Source organism: Nonomuraea sp. NPDC003560 (genome assembly GCF_042878785.1).
In the GTDB taxonomy this organism is placed as follows: domain Bacteria; phylum Actinomycetota; class Actinomycetes; order Streptosporangiales; family Streptosporangiaceae; genus Nonomuraea.
Window position 1 is genome coordinate 72,147 of sequence record NZ_JBIAOF010000008.1, and the last position, 13,356, is coordinate 85,502.

The following is a 13,356-nucleotide window of genomic DNA, read 5'->3' on the forward strand; positions in this document are numbered from 1 at the left end:
GAGGGGTCGACGGCTACCGGGCGGCGGCGGTCAGCCGCTCCAGCTCCGCGACGATGTCGGTCGGGCTCGGCGTGGCCAGCCAGTCCTCGTGGATGGCGGCCGCGCCCTTGGTGAACGAGGGGTCCTTCAGCACGCGCAGCAGCTCGTCGCGGATCTCGGCCGCGGACTGCGTCTGGTGGTTGATCCGCACGCCGGCGCCGCGCGTGGTGACGTACCGGGAGGTTCGGGTCGAGGTGAGCTGTTTCTGGCACTGGAGCTGCCAGTCGATGCCGCCCTCGACGGGGGTGCCGACGAGCCGGTTGTGCTCGTCGGTGTCGCAGACGACCTGCGGCACGTTCATGGCCGAGGCGGCCGCGAAGGTGCCGATCGAGCCGTGGTGGATGATCGCCGAGCAGGTCGGCAGGAGCTGGTCGAGCGGCACGTAGTCGAACACGCGCACGTTGGCGGGCAGCGGGCGGTCCAGGTCGAGCAGCTGGTTGGCGTCCAGGGTGGCGACGACCTCGGCGTCCAGGCCGTCCACGGCCTCCATCAGCTTGGCGGTGCGCCCCCAGTCGCCCTTGAAGAACGTGCGCATCGACACGCCCAGCGAGATCGCCACCCGCGGCCGCTCCGGCGGTCGGCGCAGCCACTCCGGGACGACGCTCGCCCCGGTGTAGGGGACGTACCGGACGGGCAGGCGGCGCACGCCGGGGGTGGGCAGGCTCATCCCGGGCGGGAACGGGTCCACCGTCCAGTCGCCGAGCAGCAGGTTGTCGTCGACGGTCACGCCGTACCTGTCGGCCAGCGGGCCGATCACCCCGGTCATGGGGTTCCGCTCGCCGCTGCCGGCGAACTTGTCCGCGGCCCAGGCGGTGTAGTCGGGGGCCAGCAGTGTACGGGCGTGGGCGGCGCCGCAGACCCGGGCCGCCACCGCGCCGCACGGGAACCACGGGTCCCACAGGACGAGGTCGGGCCGCCACTCGCGGGCGAACTCGACGACGGCCCGCACGTCCTGGCGGGGCTCCGGCGGATGGTAGTTGCGCATGGTCAGCAGCGCGAAGTGGTAGAAGACATCCCAGGGCGGGCGTTCCGCCTCGGTGATGCCGAGCGCGGCGACCAGGCGCTCCGACTCCTCGATCGTCGGGATCAGCCCGGCGAACCCGGGGTAGCCGCGGTCGTGCACCGACAGCGGCTCGGGCGCGCCGCAGGAGACCGCGGTCAGCCCGGCCGCGTTCACCGACCGGTGGAAGTCGGGCACCGAGACCCCGGTGTCGACGCCCGGCGGGGCCGCCACCACCACCTGGTGCCCGGCCGCCTGCAACGCCCAGGCGTAGGGCACGATCGGCAGGAAGTGCGCCGTCGCGGGGAAGACGGTGAACATCACGCGCATGGCGATCACTCCAGAGGCGAGTCGGGGGCGGCCAGGCCGGCGCGCAGGATCTCGCCGAAGTCGGCCACCATCGTCACGATCGTGCTCTCGGTGAACAGGTTGCTGTTGTAGGCGAAGTTGCCGAAGATCTCGCCGGAGGGGGCGATGTCGAAGGTGAGCAGCGCGCCGTCGGGGATGTCGGTGCCGTTGGGCTGGTCCAGCAGGCGTTCGCGGACCTCGGCGATCTCCAGGTCGCCGACGCGCTCGCCGTCCATGCCGGTGGCGAACTGCCAGACCTGGAGGGCGCACAGCGCCTTGCTCTCCAGCGCGGCGTCGGCCATCAGCTCGGGCGCCTCGGCCACGATCTGCAGGAACGGGATCTCGTTGGCGTAGGAGTCCATGCAGGTCCGGCGGGAGCGCTCGACGACCTGCCGGAAGGTGGCGCAGCCGTCGAGACCGGTGCGCAGCGGCAGGAAGTTGAAGAACGGCCCCACGGTCTCCTGGAACTCCGGCTGCCCGCGTCCGGAGCTGATCACCGGGACGACCAGGTCGGTGGCCCCGGTGATCCGGCTGAGCAGCACGTTGTAGGCGGCCAGCAGCACCATGAACGGCGAGCTGCGCATCGTCCTGGCGTAGCTGATCACCCGGGCGGAGACGTCCTTGGGCAGCGAGAACCGGTGGACCGGGCAGAGCTTGGCCAGCCCGGCCGACCTGGCGTGGTCGGTGGGGACGGCCAGCATGCGCGCCCCGCGCAGCCGCTCGGCCCAGAAGTCGCGGGCGGCCTGGGTCTCGGCGCTGCCGGCCTGCTCCTGCTGCCGGCCGGCGTACTCGTGGTAGGGCCGGGGCTCGGGCAGCGGCGGCACGGCGTGGCCGCGGCGCTCGGCGTAGCGGGTGACGATGTCGCGGATGAGCAGCTGCATGGACCAGCCGTCGCCCGCGGTGTGGTGCACGATCAGCGCCAGCACCGCGTCCTCGTCGTCGAACCGGCCGAGGATGGCGCGCAGGTGCGGCAGCTCCTGGAGGCTGTAGGAGCCGGCCTCGACCTCGGTGAGCAGCTCCTCGGCCCGCAGCGCGCGCTCCTCGGGGGCGGCGGCCGGCAGGTCGACCACGAGCAGCCGGGCCGGCGCGGACGGCTGCCGCACCTGGTACGCCTCCCCCTCCCCCCGGGTGATCGTCATGTTGAGCGCGTCGTGCCGGTCGGCGACGTCGTCCATGGCGAGCTGGAGGGTGTCGACGTCGATGCGGCCGCGCAGGCGCCAGCCGACGACGATGTTGTAGCGGGCGCTGAAGGGCCCCTGGGCGTCGCCCTGGTCGAACAGGCGCAGGAAGTGCTGGGTGTAGGACAGGGGGTACCGGATCGCCGGCGGGGAAATGGTCATGCTGCCGCCTCCGTGCGGGCATCGCGTCGGCCGCTGCGCTGGAGCTCCACGGCCCGGTAGAGGGCGCTGATGTTGCCGCTGCCGAAGCTGCGGGCGCCCAGTCGCTCGATGAGTTCGAAGAAGAAGGTGTCTCGGGGGTGGGTGGAGCGGGCGAAGATCTGGTAGAGCTGCCCGTCGTGGTCCTCGTCGACGAGGATGTCGAGCCGGGCCAGGTCCTCCAGCCGGTACTTCACCGGCCGGACCCGTTCGGCGAGCAGGCTGTAGTAGACGTCGGGGGCGGTCAGGAACTCCACCCCGCGGGCCGCGGTGCCCTCCACCGCGGTCACGATGTCGGCGGCGGCCAGCGCCAGGTGCTGCACGCCCGCGCCGCCGTGGTCGCGCAGGAACTCGTCGATGTGGCCGGGCGTCCTGGTCACGTCCGGCTCGATCAGCGTGAACGTCACCTCGCCGCGGCCGCGGCTGCGGACGACCTTGGTGGTCATGGCCTGCGCGCCGACGGCGATGCGCTCGGCGAAGGTGAGGTCGAAGCCGAGCACCCGCCGGTACCACTCGACGGTGGCGTCGAGCTCCCCGGCCGGGACGCACACGGCCAGGTGGTCCACCTCCTGCAGCCCGAGTGCGGAATCGGCCGGGCCGGTCGGTCGCTGCCCGGTGTCGCGGAAGCCGGGCAGCGCGCGCTCCCGCGCCCCGGCCGGGCGCTGCACGAACGTGTGCAGCACGTCGCCGAAGCCGTGGACGGCGGCCGTGACGAAGCCGTCGCGCCCGGCGGGGGCCGAGACCGGACGGGCGCCGCGCCGCACCGCCTCGTGGTAGGCGGCCGCGGCGTCGGGCACGCCCAGCGCGATGTCGGACACGCCGTCGCCGTGCCGGTCGAGGTAGCCGGCGGCGGGGTGGTCGGCGGACAGCGGCTGGGTGAGCGTGAACCTGATCCGGTTCGCGCCCAGGGCCGCCGAGCGGGCCCGGCCGTCCTGGGCGGTGGCGTAGGCCGCCAGGCCCAGGGAGCCGGTCAGCCGGGCGGTCTCGCGGTCCAGGTCGCCGACGTAGAAGCCGATGTGGTCCAGGCGCAGGTCGTCGAAGATCGTCGTGGTGGTCATGGGCTATCCGGCGTCCGTCCGGGCGGCGAGACCGCGCGGGCGCAGGTCCGTCCAGTGGGCGGTGACGTACTCGGTGCAGGCGTCGCGGACGGCGGGGCCGAAGGCGACCTCCCATCCCGCGGGCACGTCGGCGAAGGCGGGCCACAGGCAGTGCCGGCCCTCGTGGTTCACCAGCACGCGGAAGGCCGCGTCCCGGTCGTCGAATGGGTTGCTCATCTCGTCCCTCTCACTGGGTGCGCGCGCCGGCCTCTAGCCATTCGTCCAGGCCGGCCACGGTCGCCGCGTCGAACAGGTCGCCGATGGACAGGTTCACGCCCAGCGCCGCGCGGATCCGGCTGACCAGCCGCATCGCCAGCAGCGACTGGACGTCCAGGTCGAAGATGCTGTCGTCCACGCCGACCCGCTCGACGCCGAACACCTCGGCGAACACCGTGCACAGGACCTCCTGGCGGGGGTTCTGCGGCGCGCGGTAGGCCGAGCCGGGCTCGGTGTCGGGGTCGGGCAGGGCCGCGCGGTCCACCTTGCCGTTGGCGGTCAGGGGCAGCGCGTCCAGCACGACGAACGCGGTGGGCACCATGTAGTCCGGCAGCGACGTGCGCACGTGGGCGCGCAGCGCGGCGGGGTCGGGGGCCTCGGCGGCCGGCACGACGTAGGCGACCAGACGCTTGTCGCCCTGCCGCGACTGCCCGGCCACGACGGCGACGTGCGCCAGCCCGGGATAGCCGGCCAGCACGGCCTCCACCTCGGCCAGCTCCACCCGGAAGCCGAGGATCTTGACCTGGTCGCCGGCCCGCCCGATGAACTCGATCTGCCCGTCGTCGTTGCGCCGGACCAGGTCGCCGGTGCGGTACATGCGCTCGCCGGGCCCGCCGAACGGGTCGGCGACGAAGCGCTCGGCGGTCAGGTCGGGACGGCCGTAGTAGCCCCGGGCCACTCCCCTGCCCGCGATGTACAGCTCGCCCTCCAGGTCGCCGGGGACCGGGCTGAGGCGGTCGTCGAGCACGTAGAGCCGCACGTCCCGCATCGGGCCGCCGACCGGCACGGTGGTGCCCAGCTCGGTGCCGGCGGTCAGGGGCGCGTGGGTGGAGAACAGGGTCACCTCGGTCGCGCCGTACATGGCCCGCACGGTCGTCCCCGGGCAGGCGGCCAGCACCTGGCGGACGGCGGCGGGCACGATCACGTCGCCGCCGGTGAGCACCTCGCGGACGCCGGCCAGGCAGTCCGCCCCCTCCTCGGCCACGACGCGGAACAGGCCGGCGGTCAGGTGCAGCCCGGTGATCCGCTCCTCGCGGATCAGCCGGCGCAGGGTGTCGAGGTCCGGCTCGCCGGGCGGCGCCACGACGATCGTGCCGCCGTGCAGCAGCGGCACCCACAGCTCGTACGTCGAGACGTTGAAGGCGTACGGCGCGACCATCAGGACGCGCTCGTGGGCGCCGGTGTCCCAGCAGGGGTCGAGGGCCAGGCCGAGCACGTCCCAGTGGGTGACCGCGACGCCCTTGGGGTGCCCGGTCGAGCCCGAGGTGTAGATGACGTAGGCCAGGTCGTCCGGGCCGGCGGCGACGTCCGGCGCCGTGGCCGGTTGCTGCGCGGTGGCGGGGTCGTCGTCGGCCAGCAGGGTCGCGGGGGCCGACGGCAGGCCCGCGGCGGCCTTGGCGCGGTCGGCGACCAGGACGGGTGTCCCGGACGAGTCGACGATCCACTGCCGGCGGTCGGCCGGGTAGGCGCTGTGGACGGGCAGGTAGCAGCCGCCCGTCTTGAGGATCGCGAGGAGCGTGACGACCAGCTCGGCCGAGCGCTCCATCAGCACCGCGACCGGCGTCTCGGGGCCGGCGCCGAGCCCGCGCAGGCGGTGGGCGAGGCGGTTGGCCCGCTCGTCGAGCTCCCGGTAGGTCAGCCGCACCGGGCCCGCCGACACCGCGACCGCGTCGGGCGTGCGCCTGGCCTGCTCGGCGACGTGTCCGTGCACAGTTGTAGGCGACATCAACGGGTTCCTCAGTCGTCGTGGAAGATGGCGTGGATGCCGGAGACGCCCGAGAGCATCGTGGCGAAGTCGATCTTGCGGGGGCGGAGCTTGCTGGGGTCGAGGGTCTTCTGCGCCCTGTCCCAGTACTCCTCCTTGTGCTTGGTGCGGTCGTAGAAGAAGCGCACGAAGTCCAGCAGGGAGTTCAGGAACTCGCGGTAGTCCTTCTCGTAGCGGGCCAGCACGGCCTCCTCAGAGGCCGGGTCGGCGAGGATCTCGTCCACCGCGCCGGCCAGCCCGTGGGCGCCGCGCAGCGCCAGGCCGACGCCGGTGGACAGCAGCGGGTCGATGAAGGCCGCCGCGTCGCCCACCAGGGCCCAGCCGGGGCCGTGGAAGCGGGTGCAGGTGTAGGACCAGTCGCGGATGCTGCGGAAGCCGCTGACCCGGGTGGCGCCCTCGGTCAGGGCCCGCACCTCCTCGGCGGCGGCCAGCTCCGAGGCGTACAGGTCCTCCAGGCTCTTGCCGGACTTCTTGTACTCCTCGATGGGGGTGACGTAGCCGACGCTCACCGTGCCGTCGTGCAGGGGGATGAACCAGAACCAGCCCGCGGGGCGGTTCTCGGTGACGGTGTCGCCGAAGCGCGTGCCGCCGTAGCGCTTGCAGCCCTGCCAGTACGACCAGACCGCGATGTTGCGCAGGTCGTCGTGGTACTCGATGAGGTCGAAGCGGCGGGCCAGCAGGTGCTGCTGCCCGGTGGCGTCGATCAGCAGGCGGCAGCGGGCGGTGCGCTGCTCGGCGTCGCCCTTCACCGTGTACGTGACGCCGGTGACGCGGTCGCCGTCGAACACCAGGTCCTTGACGGTGGCCTCCTCGAACACCGTCGCGCCCAGCTCCCTGGCCCTGGCCAGCAGGAGGGCGTCGAAGTCGGCACGGCGCACCTGGTAGGCGTATTCATAGTTGGACGCCTCGGCGAAGCGGAAGTCCCAGGTGCCCTGGTTCCTGCCCCACAACAGGGTGCCGCCGTACTTCTTGACGAACCCCATCTGGTCGAGCCGGTCCTTCAGTCCCAGCTCCTCCAGCGTGGGCATGGACCCCGTGATCAGCGACTCGCCGATGTGGTAGCGCGGGAACTTCTCCCGCTCCAGCACCAGAACCCGGTGCCCGCGCTGGGCCAGCAGTCCCGCCGTACCCGAGCCGCCAGGGCCTCCGCCGATCACGACAACGTCGAACTCGTCATGAGTGTTGATCACCGTGCTCCTCCGTTTCGCCGCTCTGCGACTCGCAGTCAGGGTCACATTCACGTCGCGGGGCCCACATCCTTTGAATTGCTGTCTGAGCTCCCGAAACACCGCATTTCACAAGATGTGCGGCGGGGTGGCCGCGTTCATCATGAGGCGAATGAGAACGGTCATCAGCGTCTGGATCGCCGAGCATCCCCTGCCGGACTACCTGGGCCCGATCAGGAGGATGGCCGCCGACTTCGAGGCCGCGCACCCGGACCTCCGGATCGAGATCACCGGGCACGGCTTCCGTGAGCTGCCCGCCGAGGTGGCCCGCGCGGCCGGCCGGGGCGAGCCGCCGGACCTGGCGGAGTACTACGCCACGGCCACCCGGCTCGCGCTGGACACCCGGGCGCGTTCCGGCGCGCCGCTGTTCACGCCGATCGAGCGCGCCGTCGGGGGACGCGCGGAGATCCTCGGCGAGCCGGTCGTGCTCGCCGACCTCGAACCGGCCGTCCGCGGCCACTACACCTACCGCGGCGAGCTCGTCGCCGCGCCCGCGACGGCGACCACGGCGGTGCTGCTCAGCAACGCCACCCTGCTCCGCGCGGCCGGGATCGACGCGCCGCCGCGCACCTGGGAGGAGCTGGAGCGCGCCTGCGCCGCCGTGCGGGCGCTGCCCGGCGGCCCGCCGCACGGCGTCTCCTGGGCCAACCACGGCTGGCTGTTCCAGCAGGCCGTCGCCGGGCAGGGCGGCCTGCTGGCCGACCATGACAACGGCCGCGCCGGCCGCGCCGGACGGGTGGACCTGGCCTCCAAGGAGCTGCTGGCCTACGCCGCCTGGTGGCGGCGCCTGCACGCCGAGGGCCACTACCTGCGCGCGGGCGAGCCCGGTGACTGGGGTCCGGCGCTGGGGGCGTTCCTGGGGCAGCGGGTGGCGTTCACGATCGCGTCCTCGGTGGTGGCCGGCATGATCGCCGAGCGCGGGCGGGAGTCCGGGTTCGAGGTGACGGCGAGCCCGCTGCCGCACAACGAGAGCCTGCCGCGCGCCGGGCACCTGGTCTCCGGCCAGGCGCTCTGGCTGACCGACGGGCTGCCGCCGGAGCGGCGGGACGGCGCGCTGGCGTTCGTCCAGCACCTGCTCAGCGCGGGCAACGCGGCGCGGTGGCACCGGGAGGCCGGTTTCCTGCCGGTCACCAGGGCCGCGGCCGGCCTGCTGGAGGAGGAGGGCTGGTTCGACCGGCACCCGGTGCACCGGGCCGCGACCGCCCAGCTCCGCGCGGCCGACGGCTCCCCCGCCGCGCTGGGCGCGGTGCTCGGGGACTTCGCCGGGATCCAGGACCTGATGACGCAGGCCATGGCCCGGGTGCTGGACGGCGCCGACCCCGACGACTGCTTCGCCGAGGCGTCGCGGCGGGCTCAGGGCCTGCTCGACGCCTACAACGCCGACTGCCTGGACGGGCGCACCCCGCGCCGCCTGTCGGTGGGCTGAACCACCGCCGCCTTCCGGGCGGCGGCACCGCTCCCACGGCATCCGCCCGTGAAGTGAGCACTTCAGAAGAAGACCGTGCCGGCGGGCGATGCCACGCTCGGACATGGCGATGGGAGTTCCCGTATGTTAAGCCGACGGCGCTTGATCGTTCTCGGTGGCCTGGCAGGAGGCGCCGCGCTCACCCCGGTGTCCCGCGGGCTGTTCGGCGAGCCGGAACAGCAGGCGCAGCAACAGCACATGATGCGCATGCACGACCACGGGGGCCGGGTCCCCGCGGTCCGCACCGGCGCCACCGCGGCGCCCTTCAGCGTCGCGATGCCGGTGCCCCCGGTGCTGGCCCCCGTGGCCACCCTGCCGGGCATCGACTTCTACCGGCTGTCCATCCAGCAGGCGACCACCGAGATCCTGCCGGGCGTGAGCACGCCCGTGCTGACGTACGGCGGCCAGTTCACCGCCCCCACCATCCGCGCCCGGCAGGGCCGCAGGGCGCTGGTCACCTTCGACAACCGGCTCGGCCACGAGGCGAACGTGCACCTGCACGGCGGCCGCGTGCCGGCGGCCAGCGACGGGTACCCGATGGACCTGATCGCCAACGGCAGGTCGAAGACCTACGACTACCCGAACGCCCAGGCCGGCGCCACGCTGTGGTACCACGACCACACCCACCACATGGAGGCCGAGCACGTCTACCGCGGCATGCACGGCTTCTACCTGGTCGAGGGCGCCGACGAGCAGCAGCTCGGCCTGCCGTCCGGGGCCTACGACGTGCCCATCCTGCTGCGCGACGCGCTCTTCGACGACCAGGGCGGGCTCGTCTTCGACCCGGCCGACCCCTACAACCGGCCGACGCTGATCGCCAACGGCAAGGCCCAGCCGTACTTCAAGGTCGCGGCCCGCAAGTACCGGCTGCGCCTGCTCAACGGCTCCACGCACCGGATCTTCGAGCTGTCGCTGAGCAACGGCGCCCAGATGACGCAGATCGCCACCGACTGCGGCCTGCTGGCGGCGCCGGTGCCGACGTCCAAGCTGGTGCTCTCCTCGGGCGAGCGGGCCGAGGTCGTGATCGACTTCGGCGCGTTCCCGCTGGGCACGCAGATCACGCTGGAGGACGTCAGCGGGTCCGTGCTCCGCTTCGACGTCGTACGGCCGGCCGTCGACCGCAGCCGCGTGCCCAGCCAGTTGCGCGCGATGGTCCCGCTGGCCGCGGCCACGCAGACCCGGCAGCTCACCCTCAGCCTGGACCCGGTCAACATCCAGGCCCTGATCAACAATCAGGCGTTCGACGCCAACCGGGTGGACATGCAGGTCAAGCGGGGAACCAGCGAGGTCTGGGAGGTCACCAACTCCGACACCAACGTCGGGGGCTCGGGCTTCGGCGTCCCGCACAACTTCCACACCCACCTCGCCCAGTTCCGGATCCTGGACCGCGACGGCACGCCGCCACAGCCGGGCGAGGCGGGATGGAAGGACACGGTGCTCATCCAGCCGGGCGAGACCGTGCGCTTCCAGGCCAGCTTCGGCGACTACCTGGGGCGATACGTCTACCACTGTCACATGTTGGAGCACTCGGCCATCGGGATGATGGGCCAGATGGAGATCATCAACTAGTTCCTCAAGGAGGACTGCATGAGCACCACGAACAGCACGTCCGCCGTCGGCCGGTCCACCGGCCGCGGCGTCAACATCGCCCTCTGGGTCGCCCAGGTCCTTCTGGCGTTCCAGGTCGGCCTGGGCGGCGTGCTCAAGCTCGCCGGCGACCCGACCATGGTCGCCATGTTCGACGACATCGGCGCCGGCCAGTGGTTCCGCTACGTGGTCGGCGTGCTGGAGATCGCCGGCGCGATCGGGCTGCTGATCCCGCGTCTGACCGGCGTGGCCGCGCTGGCGCTGATCGGCCTGATGATCGGCGCGGCCGGCACCAACGCGATCGTGCTGGGCGGCGTCCCCGTGATCGAGGCCGTCCTGCTGGTCGTCCTGGCACTGGTCGTCTGGGGCCGCTGGTCCCGCGTCAAGGCGTTCTTCGGCGCCAAGTGAGCTCACCCCCGCCCGGTACGCGATCGGCGTACCGGGCATCGACCTGTCCCGTGGAGGGAACATGACAGAGACCGCCAACCCGCAGAACCAGCTGCCCACCCCCGACCCCTCGTTGCAGACCCTGCAGCCGCTGGTCGGCACGTGGGAGATGACGGGCAAGGACTTCGGCACCGGCGAGGCGACCGGCGGCCGGCTCGTCTTCGAGTGGATGGACGGCGGCTTCTTCCTCGTCCAGCGCGTCGAGATGAGCCACGGCGGCGGCACGATGACCGGCGTGGAGTACATCGGCCACGACCCGGAGAGCGGCGCGCTGCGCTCGCACTACTTCGACAGCACCGGCAACAACTTCGTCTACGTGTGGAAGCTGGACGGGCGCGACCTCAACATCTGGTTCGGCGCGGAAGGCTCGCCGGCCGGGTTCAGCGGCGCTTTCAGCGAGGACGGCCGGACCATCAGCGGCCGGTGGGAGTGGCCGGGCGGCGGCTACGAGGCCACCATGACCCGGGCGGGCTAGCCGGACCGATCTCGTGACGACCGGGACGGGCCCCCGCGGCCCGGCCACCGCCACCCGTCCCGGCTGACGCCGGTCGCCTGCTCACCCCAGGTCGTCGCCGGGGCCGGGGGCGGGGCGGGTGAGGCGGACCATGGCCCGGTACAGGGCGGTGGGCGCGGGGGTCGGCTCCAGCGGGGGCAGGTCGGCGCCGGGGGCGGCGTAGGCGCGCAGCATCTGGCCGACGAGGCGGCGCCAGGTGTCCGGGGCGGCGTCGCCGGTGGCGGCGATGACACCGGCGTTGGCCATCAGCAGGATGACCATGTCCTGGTCGGTGAAGTCCGCCCGCAGCCGGCCGGTGGCCTTGGCGCGCTCGATGAGGTCGAGGAACCCCTGGTAGGCCGCGGCCCGGCGCTTCTCCAGCGCCTTGGCCGCGGGGAAGGTCATGGCCAGCACGTCGGCGAAGCCGCGGTCGGCGGCCTGCATGGCGCACACGGCCCGGACGTAGCCGACGAAGCCGTGCCAGGGGTCGGGGTCGGCCAGCGCCTCGGCGACGGCGGCGGCGTAGGCGTCCATGCGGTCGGCGAAGACGGCGTTGATGAGCTCCTCGCGGGTGGCGAAGCGGCGCGACAGGGTGGCCTTGCCGACCCCGGCGGCGCGGGCGATGCAGGCCATGGAGACGCCGAGGCCGTGGCTGGCGTACAGGCGGCGGGCGGTGGCCACGATGCGTTCGCGGTTGCGTTCGGCGTCGGCGCGCAGGCCCGGCCCGGGCTGGGCGCCGGAGGGCGCGGAGGCGTCGGCGGGATGATCCATGCCTCCATCCTACCCAAGTGGAACGACCTACCCATTTTTCTTGTTACGCTGGGCAGCACGAAACGGGTAGCCCGTTCCACTTTTCTGAGAGGTGCAGCTCATGCGTGCTGTCATGCTGAACTCCGTCCCCGCCGACCCGGCCCTGGCCGACCTGCCCGTCCCGCGGCCGGAGGCCGGCGAGGTGCTGGTGAAGGTCACCGGCTCCGCGGTCAACGGCTTCGACCTGGCCGTGGCCGCCGGCTATCTGCAGCAGATGATGGAGCACCGGTTCCCGCTGGTGGTGGGCAAGGACTTCGCCGGCACCGTCGAGGCGCTCGGCGAAGGCGCCGAGGGCTTCGCCGTCGGGCAGCCGGTCTTCGGCGTGGTGATGAAGCCGTTCCTCGGCCCCGGCTCGATGGCCGAGTACGTGACCGTGTCCGCCGGTTACGGCATCGCCCCGCTCCCCGAGGGTCTGGCCGCCGCGGAGGCGGGCGCGCTGGGGCTGGCCGGCACCGCGGCGCTGGACAGCCTCGACGCCGTGGCCCTGACCGAGGGCGAGACGGTGCTGATCTCCGGCGCCACCGGCGGCGTGGGCGCGCTGGCCGTGCAGTTGGCCGCCGCCCGCGGCGCCCGGGTGATCGCCACCGCCCGTCCCGGCGCCGAGGCCGACTTCGTCACCGGGCTCACCGCCGCCGAGGTCGAGCTCGTCGACCACGGCGGCGACCTGCCCGCCCAGGTCCGCGCCCTGGCCCCGGCGGGCGTGGACGCCGTGCTGCACCTGGCGGGTGACGGCGCCGAGCTGGCTGGACTGCTGCGCGGCGGCGGCCGGCTCGCCTCGACCCTCGGCCTGACCCAGGACGCCGTCCAGGACGCTGTCCCGGGCGCCGCGATCACCGTGCACACCGTCATGGCCGACCCGAACCCGCGGACCCTGAGCGAGCTGGCCGCCCGGGTCGCGGCCGGTGCGCTGCGCGTGCCGGTCACCGCCACCTACCCGCTGGAGCAGGCCCCCGAGGCGTTCGCCGCCTTCCGCGCGGGCACCCTCGGCAAGATCGCCGTCACCTGCTCCTGACGTCCCCGGCCCTGAAGGCCCGGAACCGTCCTCACCCCTCGACCGGCCACGCCGGGGCCCCTCGCCCCGGCCACCCCCCTTCCGCGAAGGAACCCGTGATGAACATCGCCCTGTGGATCGTGCAGGCCGTGCTGGCCCTCCTGTTCGGGCTCGCCGGACTCACCAAGTCCACCCAGCCCAAGGAGAAGCTGGAGCCCAGACTGCCCTGGGCCGAGGACTTCTCCGCCGGCGCCGTCCGTCTCATCGGCCTCACCGAGCTGGCCGGCGCGCTCGGGCTGATCCTGCCCGCGGTCACCGGCGTCGCGCCCGCCCTGACCCCGCTGGCCGCGGCCGGCCTGGCCGTGGTGATGGTGCCGGCCGCGCTCGTGCACGTCCGCCGCAAGGAGCCCGGCGCGATCGCCGTCAACGCGATCCTGTTCCTGCTGGCCGCGTTCGTCGCCTGGGGGCGCTTCGGACCTCACCCCTTCTGAGCAGC

13 protein-coding genes are annotated in these 13,356 nt (G+C 73.1%); 6 read left to right on the forward strand and 7 right to left on the reverse strand.

What is annotated here, in order from left to right:
* Positions 1-13 precede the first annotated feature (13 nt).
* From ACFYUV_RS29160 to ACFYUV_RS29185, 6 genes are read right to left on the reverse strand one after another with little or no spacing between them, the layout of a single operon-like run.
* Positions 14-1,369 carry a nucleotide disphospho-sugar-binding domain-containing protein gene (locus tag ACFYUV_RS29160; protein ID WP_387673392.1) on the reverse strand — a complete coding sequence of 452 codons (1,356 nt, stop codon included), beginning with the start codon at positions 1,367-1,369 and terminating at the stop codon, positions 14-16.
* Between the two features lie 5 nt (positions 1,370-1,374).
* Positions 1,375-2,727 (reverse strand): condensation domain-containing protein, encoded by a 1,353-nt coding sequence (locus tag ACFYUV_RS29165; RefSeq protein WP_387673394.1) that lies wholly within the window; start codon positions 2,725-2,727, stop codon positions 1,375-1,377.
* Positions 2,724-3,821, reverse strand: a complete 1,098-nt coding sequence (gene hppD, locus ACFYUV_RS29170; protein ID WP_387673396.1) for a 4-hydroxyphenylpyruvate dioxygenase — start codon at positions 3,819-3,821, stop codon at positions 2,724-2,726. Before hppD ends, ACFYUV_RS29165 begins: the two co-directional genes overlap by 4 nt.
* A gap of 3 nt (positions 3,822-3,824) precedes the next feature.
* Positions 3,825-4,037 carry an MbtH family protein gene (locus ACFYUV_RS29175; RefSeq protein WP_352359912.1) on the reverse strand — a complete coding sequence of 71 codons (213 nt, stop codon included), beginning with the start codon at positions 4,035-4,037 and terminating at the stop codon, positions 3,825-3,827.
* Positions 4,038-4,047: 10 nt separating this feature from the next.
* A complete protein-coding gene (locus tag ACFYUV_RS29180) occupies positions 4,048-5,787 on the reverse strand; it encodes an amino acid adenylation domain-containing protein (protein ID WP_387673400.1) in 1,740 nt (579 codons plus the stop codon).
* A 26-nt stretch (positions 5,788-5,813) separates the two neighbouring features.
* A complete protein-coding gene (locus ACFYUV_RS29185) occupies positions 5,814-7,031 on the reverse strand; it encodes an NAD(P)/FAD-dependent oxidoreductase (RefSeq protein WP_387673403.1) in 1,218 nt (405 codons plus the stop codon).
* A gap of 148 nt (positions 7,032-7,179) precedes the next feature.
* Between ACFYUV_RS29185 and ACFYUV_RS29190 the strand changes: the two genes are divergently transcribed.
* The 4 genes from ACFYUV_RS29190 to ACFYUV_RS29205 all read left to right on the forward strand — a co-directional run bounded on the left by ACFYUV_RS29190 (position 7,180) and on the right by ACFYUV_RS29205 (position 11,041).
* Positions 7,180-8,493 (forward strand): extracellular solute-binding protein, encoded by a 1,314-nt coding sequence (locus ACFYUV_RS29190; protein WP_387673406.1) that lies wholly within the window; start codon positions 7,180-7,182, stop codon positions 8,491-8,493.
* Positions 8,494-8,634: 141 nt separating this feature from the next.
* Positions 8,635-10,101: a multicopper oxidase family protein gene (locus ACFYUV_RS29195; RefSeq protein ID WP_387673409.1), complete on the forward strand. Its 1,467-nt coding sequence runs from the start codon at positions 8,635-8,637 to the stop codon at positions 10,099-10,101.
* Between the two features lie 18 nt (positions 10,102-10,119).
* Positions 10,120-10,527 carry a DoxX family protein gene (locus tag ACFYUV_RS29200; RefSeq protein WP_387673411.1) on the forward strand — a complete coding sequence of 136 codons (408 nt, stop codon included), beginning with the start codon at positions 10,120-10,122 and terminating at the stop codon, positions 10,525-10,527.
* A gap of 61 nt (positions 10,528-10,588) precedes the next feature.
* Positions 10,589-11,041: a DUF1579 family protein gene (locus ACFYUV_RS29205; protein ID WP_352359900.1), complete on the forward strand. Its 453-nt coding sequence runs from the start codon at positions 10,589-10,591 to the stop codon at positions 11,039-11,041.
* Between the two features lie 81 nt (positions 11,042-11,122).
* On the opposite strand, the gene ACFYUV_RS29210 is transcribed toward ACFYUV_RS29205, so the two are convergent.
* Positions 11,123-11,830, reverse strand: coding sequence for a TetR/AcrR family transcriptional regulator (locus ACFYUV_RS29210; protein ID WP_387673413.1), 708 nt, complete (start codon positions 11,828-11,830; stop codon positions 11,123-11,125).
* 100 nt (positions 11,831-11,930) lie between these two features.
* On the opposite strand from ACFYUV_RS29210, the gene ACFYUV_RS29215 reads away from it, so the two are divergent.
* Both ACFYUV_RS29215 and ACFYUV_RS29220 read left to right on the forward strand, forming a co-directional pair.
* Positions 11,931-12,881: an NADP-dependent oxidoreductase gene (locus tag ACFYUV_RS29215; protein ID WP_387673416.1), complete on the forward strand. Its 951-nt coding sequence runs from the start codon at positions 11,931-11,933 to the stop codon at positions 12,879-12,881.
* 98 nt (positions 12,882-12,979) lie between these two features.
* On the forward strand, positions 12,980-13,351 hold the full coding sequence (locus ACFYUV_RS29220; protein ID WP_387673419.1) for a DoxX family protein: 372 nt from the start codon (positions 12,980-12,982) through the stop codon (positions 13,349-13,351).
* The last annotated feature ends 5 nt before the right edge of the window (positions 13,352-13,356 follow it).

What these genes read in the sequence shown, in the direction of transcription:
- ACFYUV_RS29210 (WP_387673413.1), bottom strand. Translation starts at nt 11,830, where the DNA reads ATGGATCATCCCGCCGACGCCTCCGCGCCCTCCGGCGCCCAGCCCGGG.
- ACFYUV_RS29200 (WP_387673411.1), top strand. Translation starts at nt 10,120, where the DNA reads ATGAGCACCACGAACAGCACGTCCGCCGTCGGCCGGTCCACCGGCCGC.
- ACFYUV_RS29205 (WP_352359900.1), top strand. Translation starts at nt 10,589, where the DNA reads ATGACAGAGACCGCCAACCCGCAGAACCAGCTGCCCACCCCCGACCCC.
- ACFYUV_RS29215 (WP_387673416.1), top strand. Translation starts at nt 11,931, where the DNA reads ATGCGTGCTGTCATGCTGAACTCCGTCCCCGCCGACCCGGCCCTGGCC.
- ACFYUV_RS29165 (WP_387673394.1), bottom strand. Translation starts at nt 2,727, where the DNA reads ATGACCATTTCCCCGCCGGCGATCCGGTACCCCCTGTCCTACACCCAG.
- ACFYUV_RS29160 (WP_387673392.1), bottom strand. Translation starts at nt 1,369, where the DNA reads ATGCGCGTGATGTTCACCGTCTTCCCCGCGACGGCGCACTTCCTGCCG.
- ACFYUV_RS29175 (WP_352359912.1), bottom strand. Translation starts at nt 4,037, where the DNA reads ATGAGCAACCCATTCGACGACCGGGACGCGGCCTTCCGCGTGCTGGTG.
- hppD (WP_387673396.1), bottom strand. Translation starts at nt 3,821, where the DNA reads ATGACCACCACGACGATCTTCGACGACCTGCGCCTGGACCACATCGGC.
- ACFYUV_RS29190 (WP_387673406.1), top strand. Translation starts at nt 7,180, where the DNA reads ATGAGAACGGTCATCAGCGTCTGGATCGCCGAGCATCCCCTGCCGGAC.
- ACFYUV_RS29220 (WP_387673419.1), top strand. Translation starts at nt 12,980, where the DNA reads ATGAACATCGCCCTGTGGATCGTGCAGGCCGTGCTGGCCCTCCTGTTC.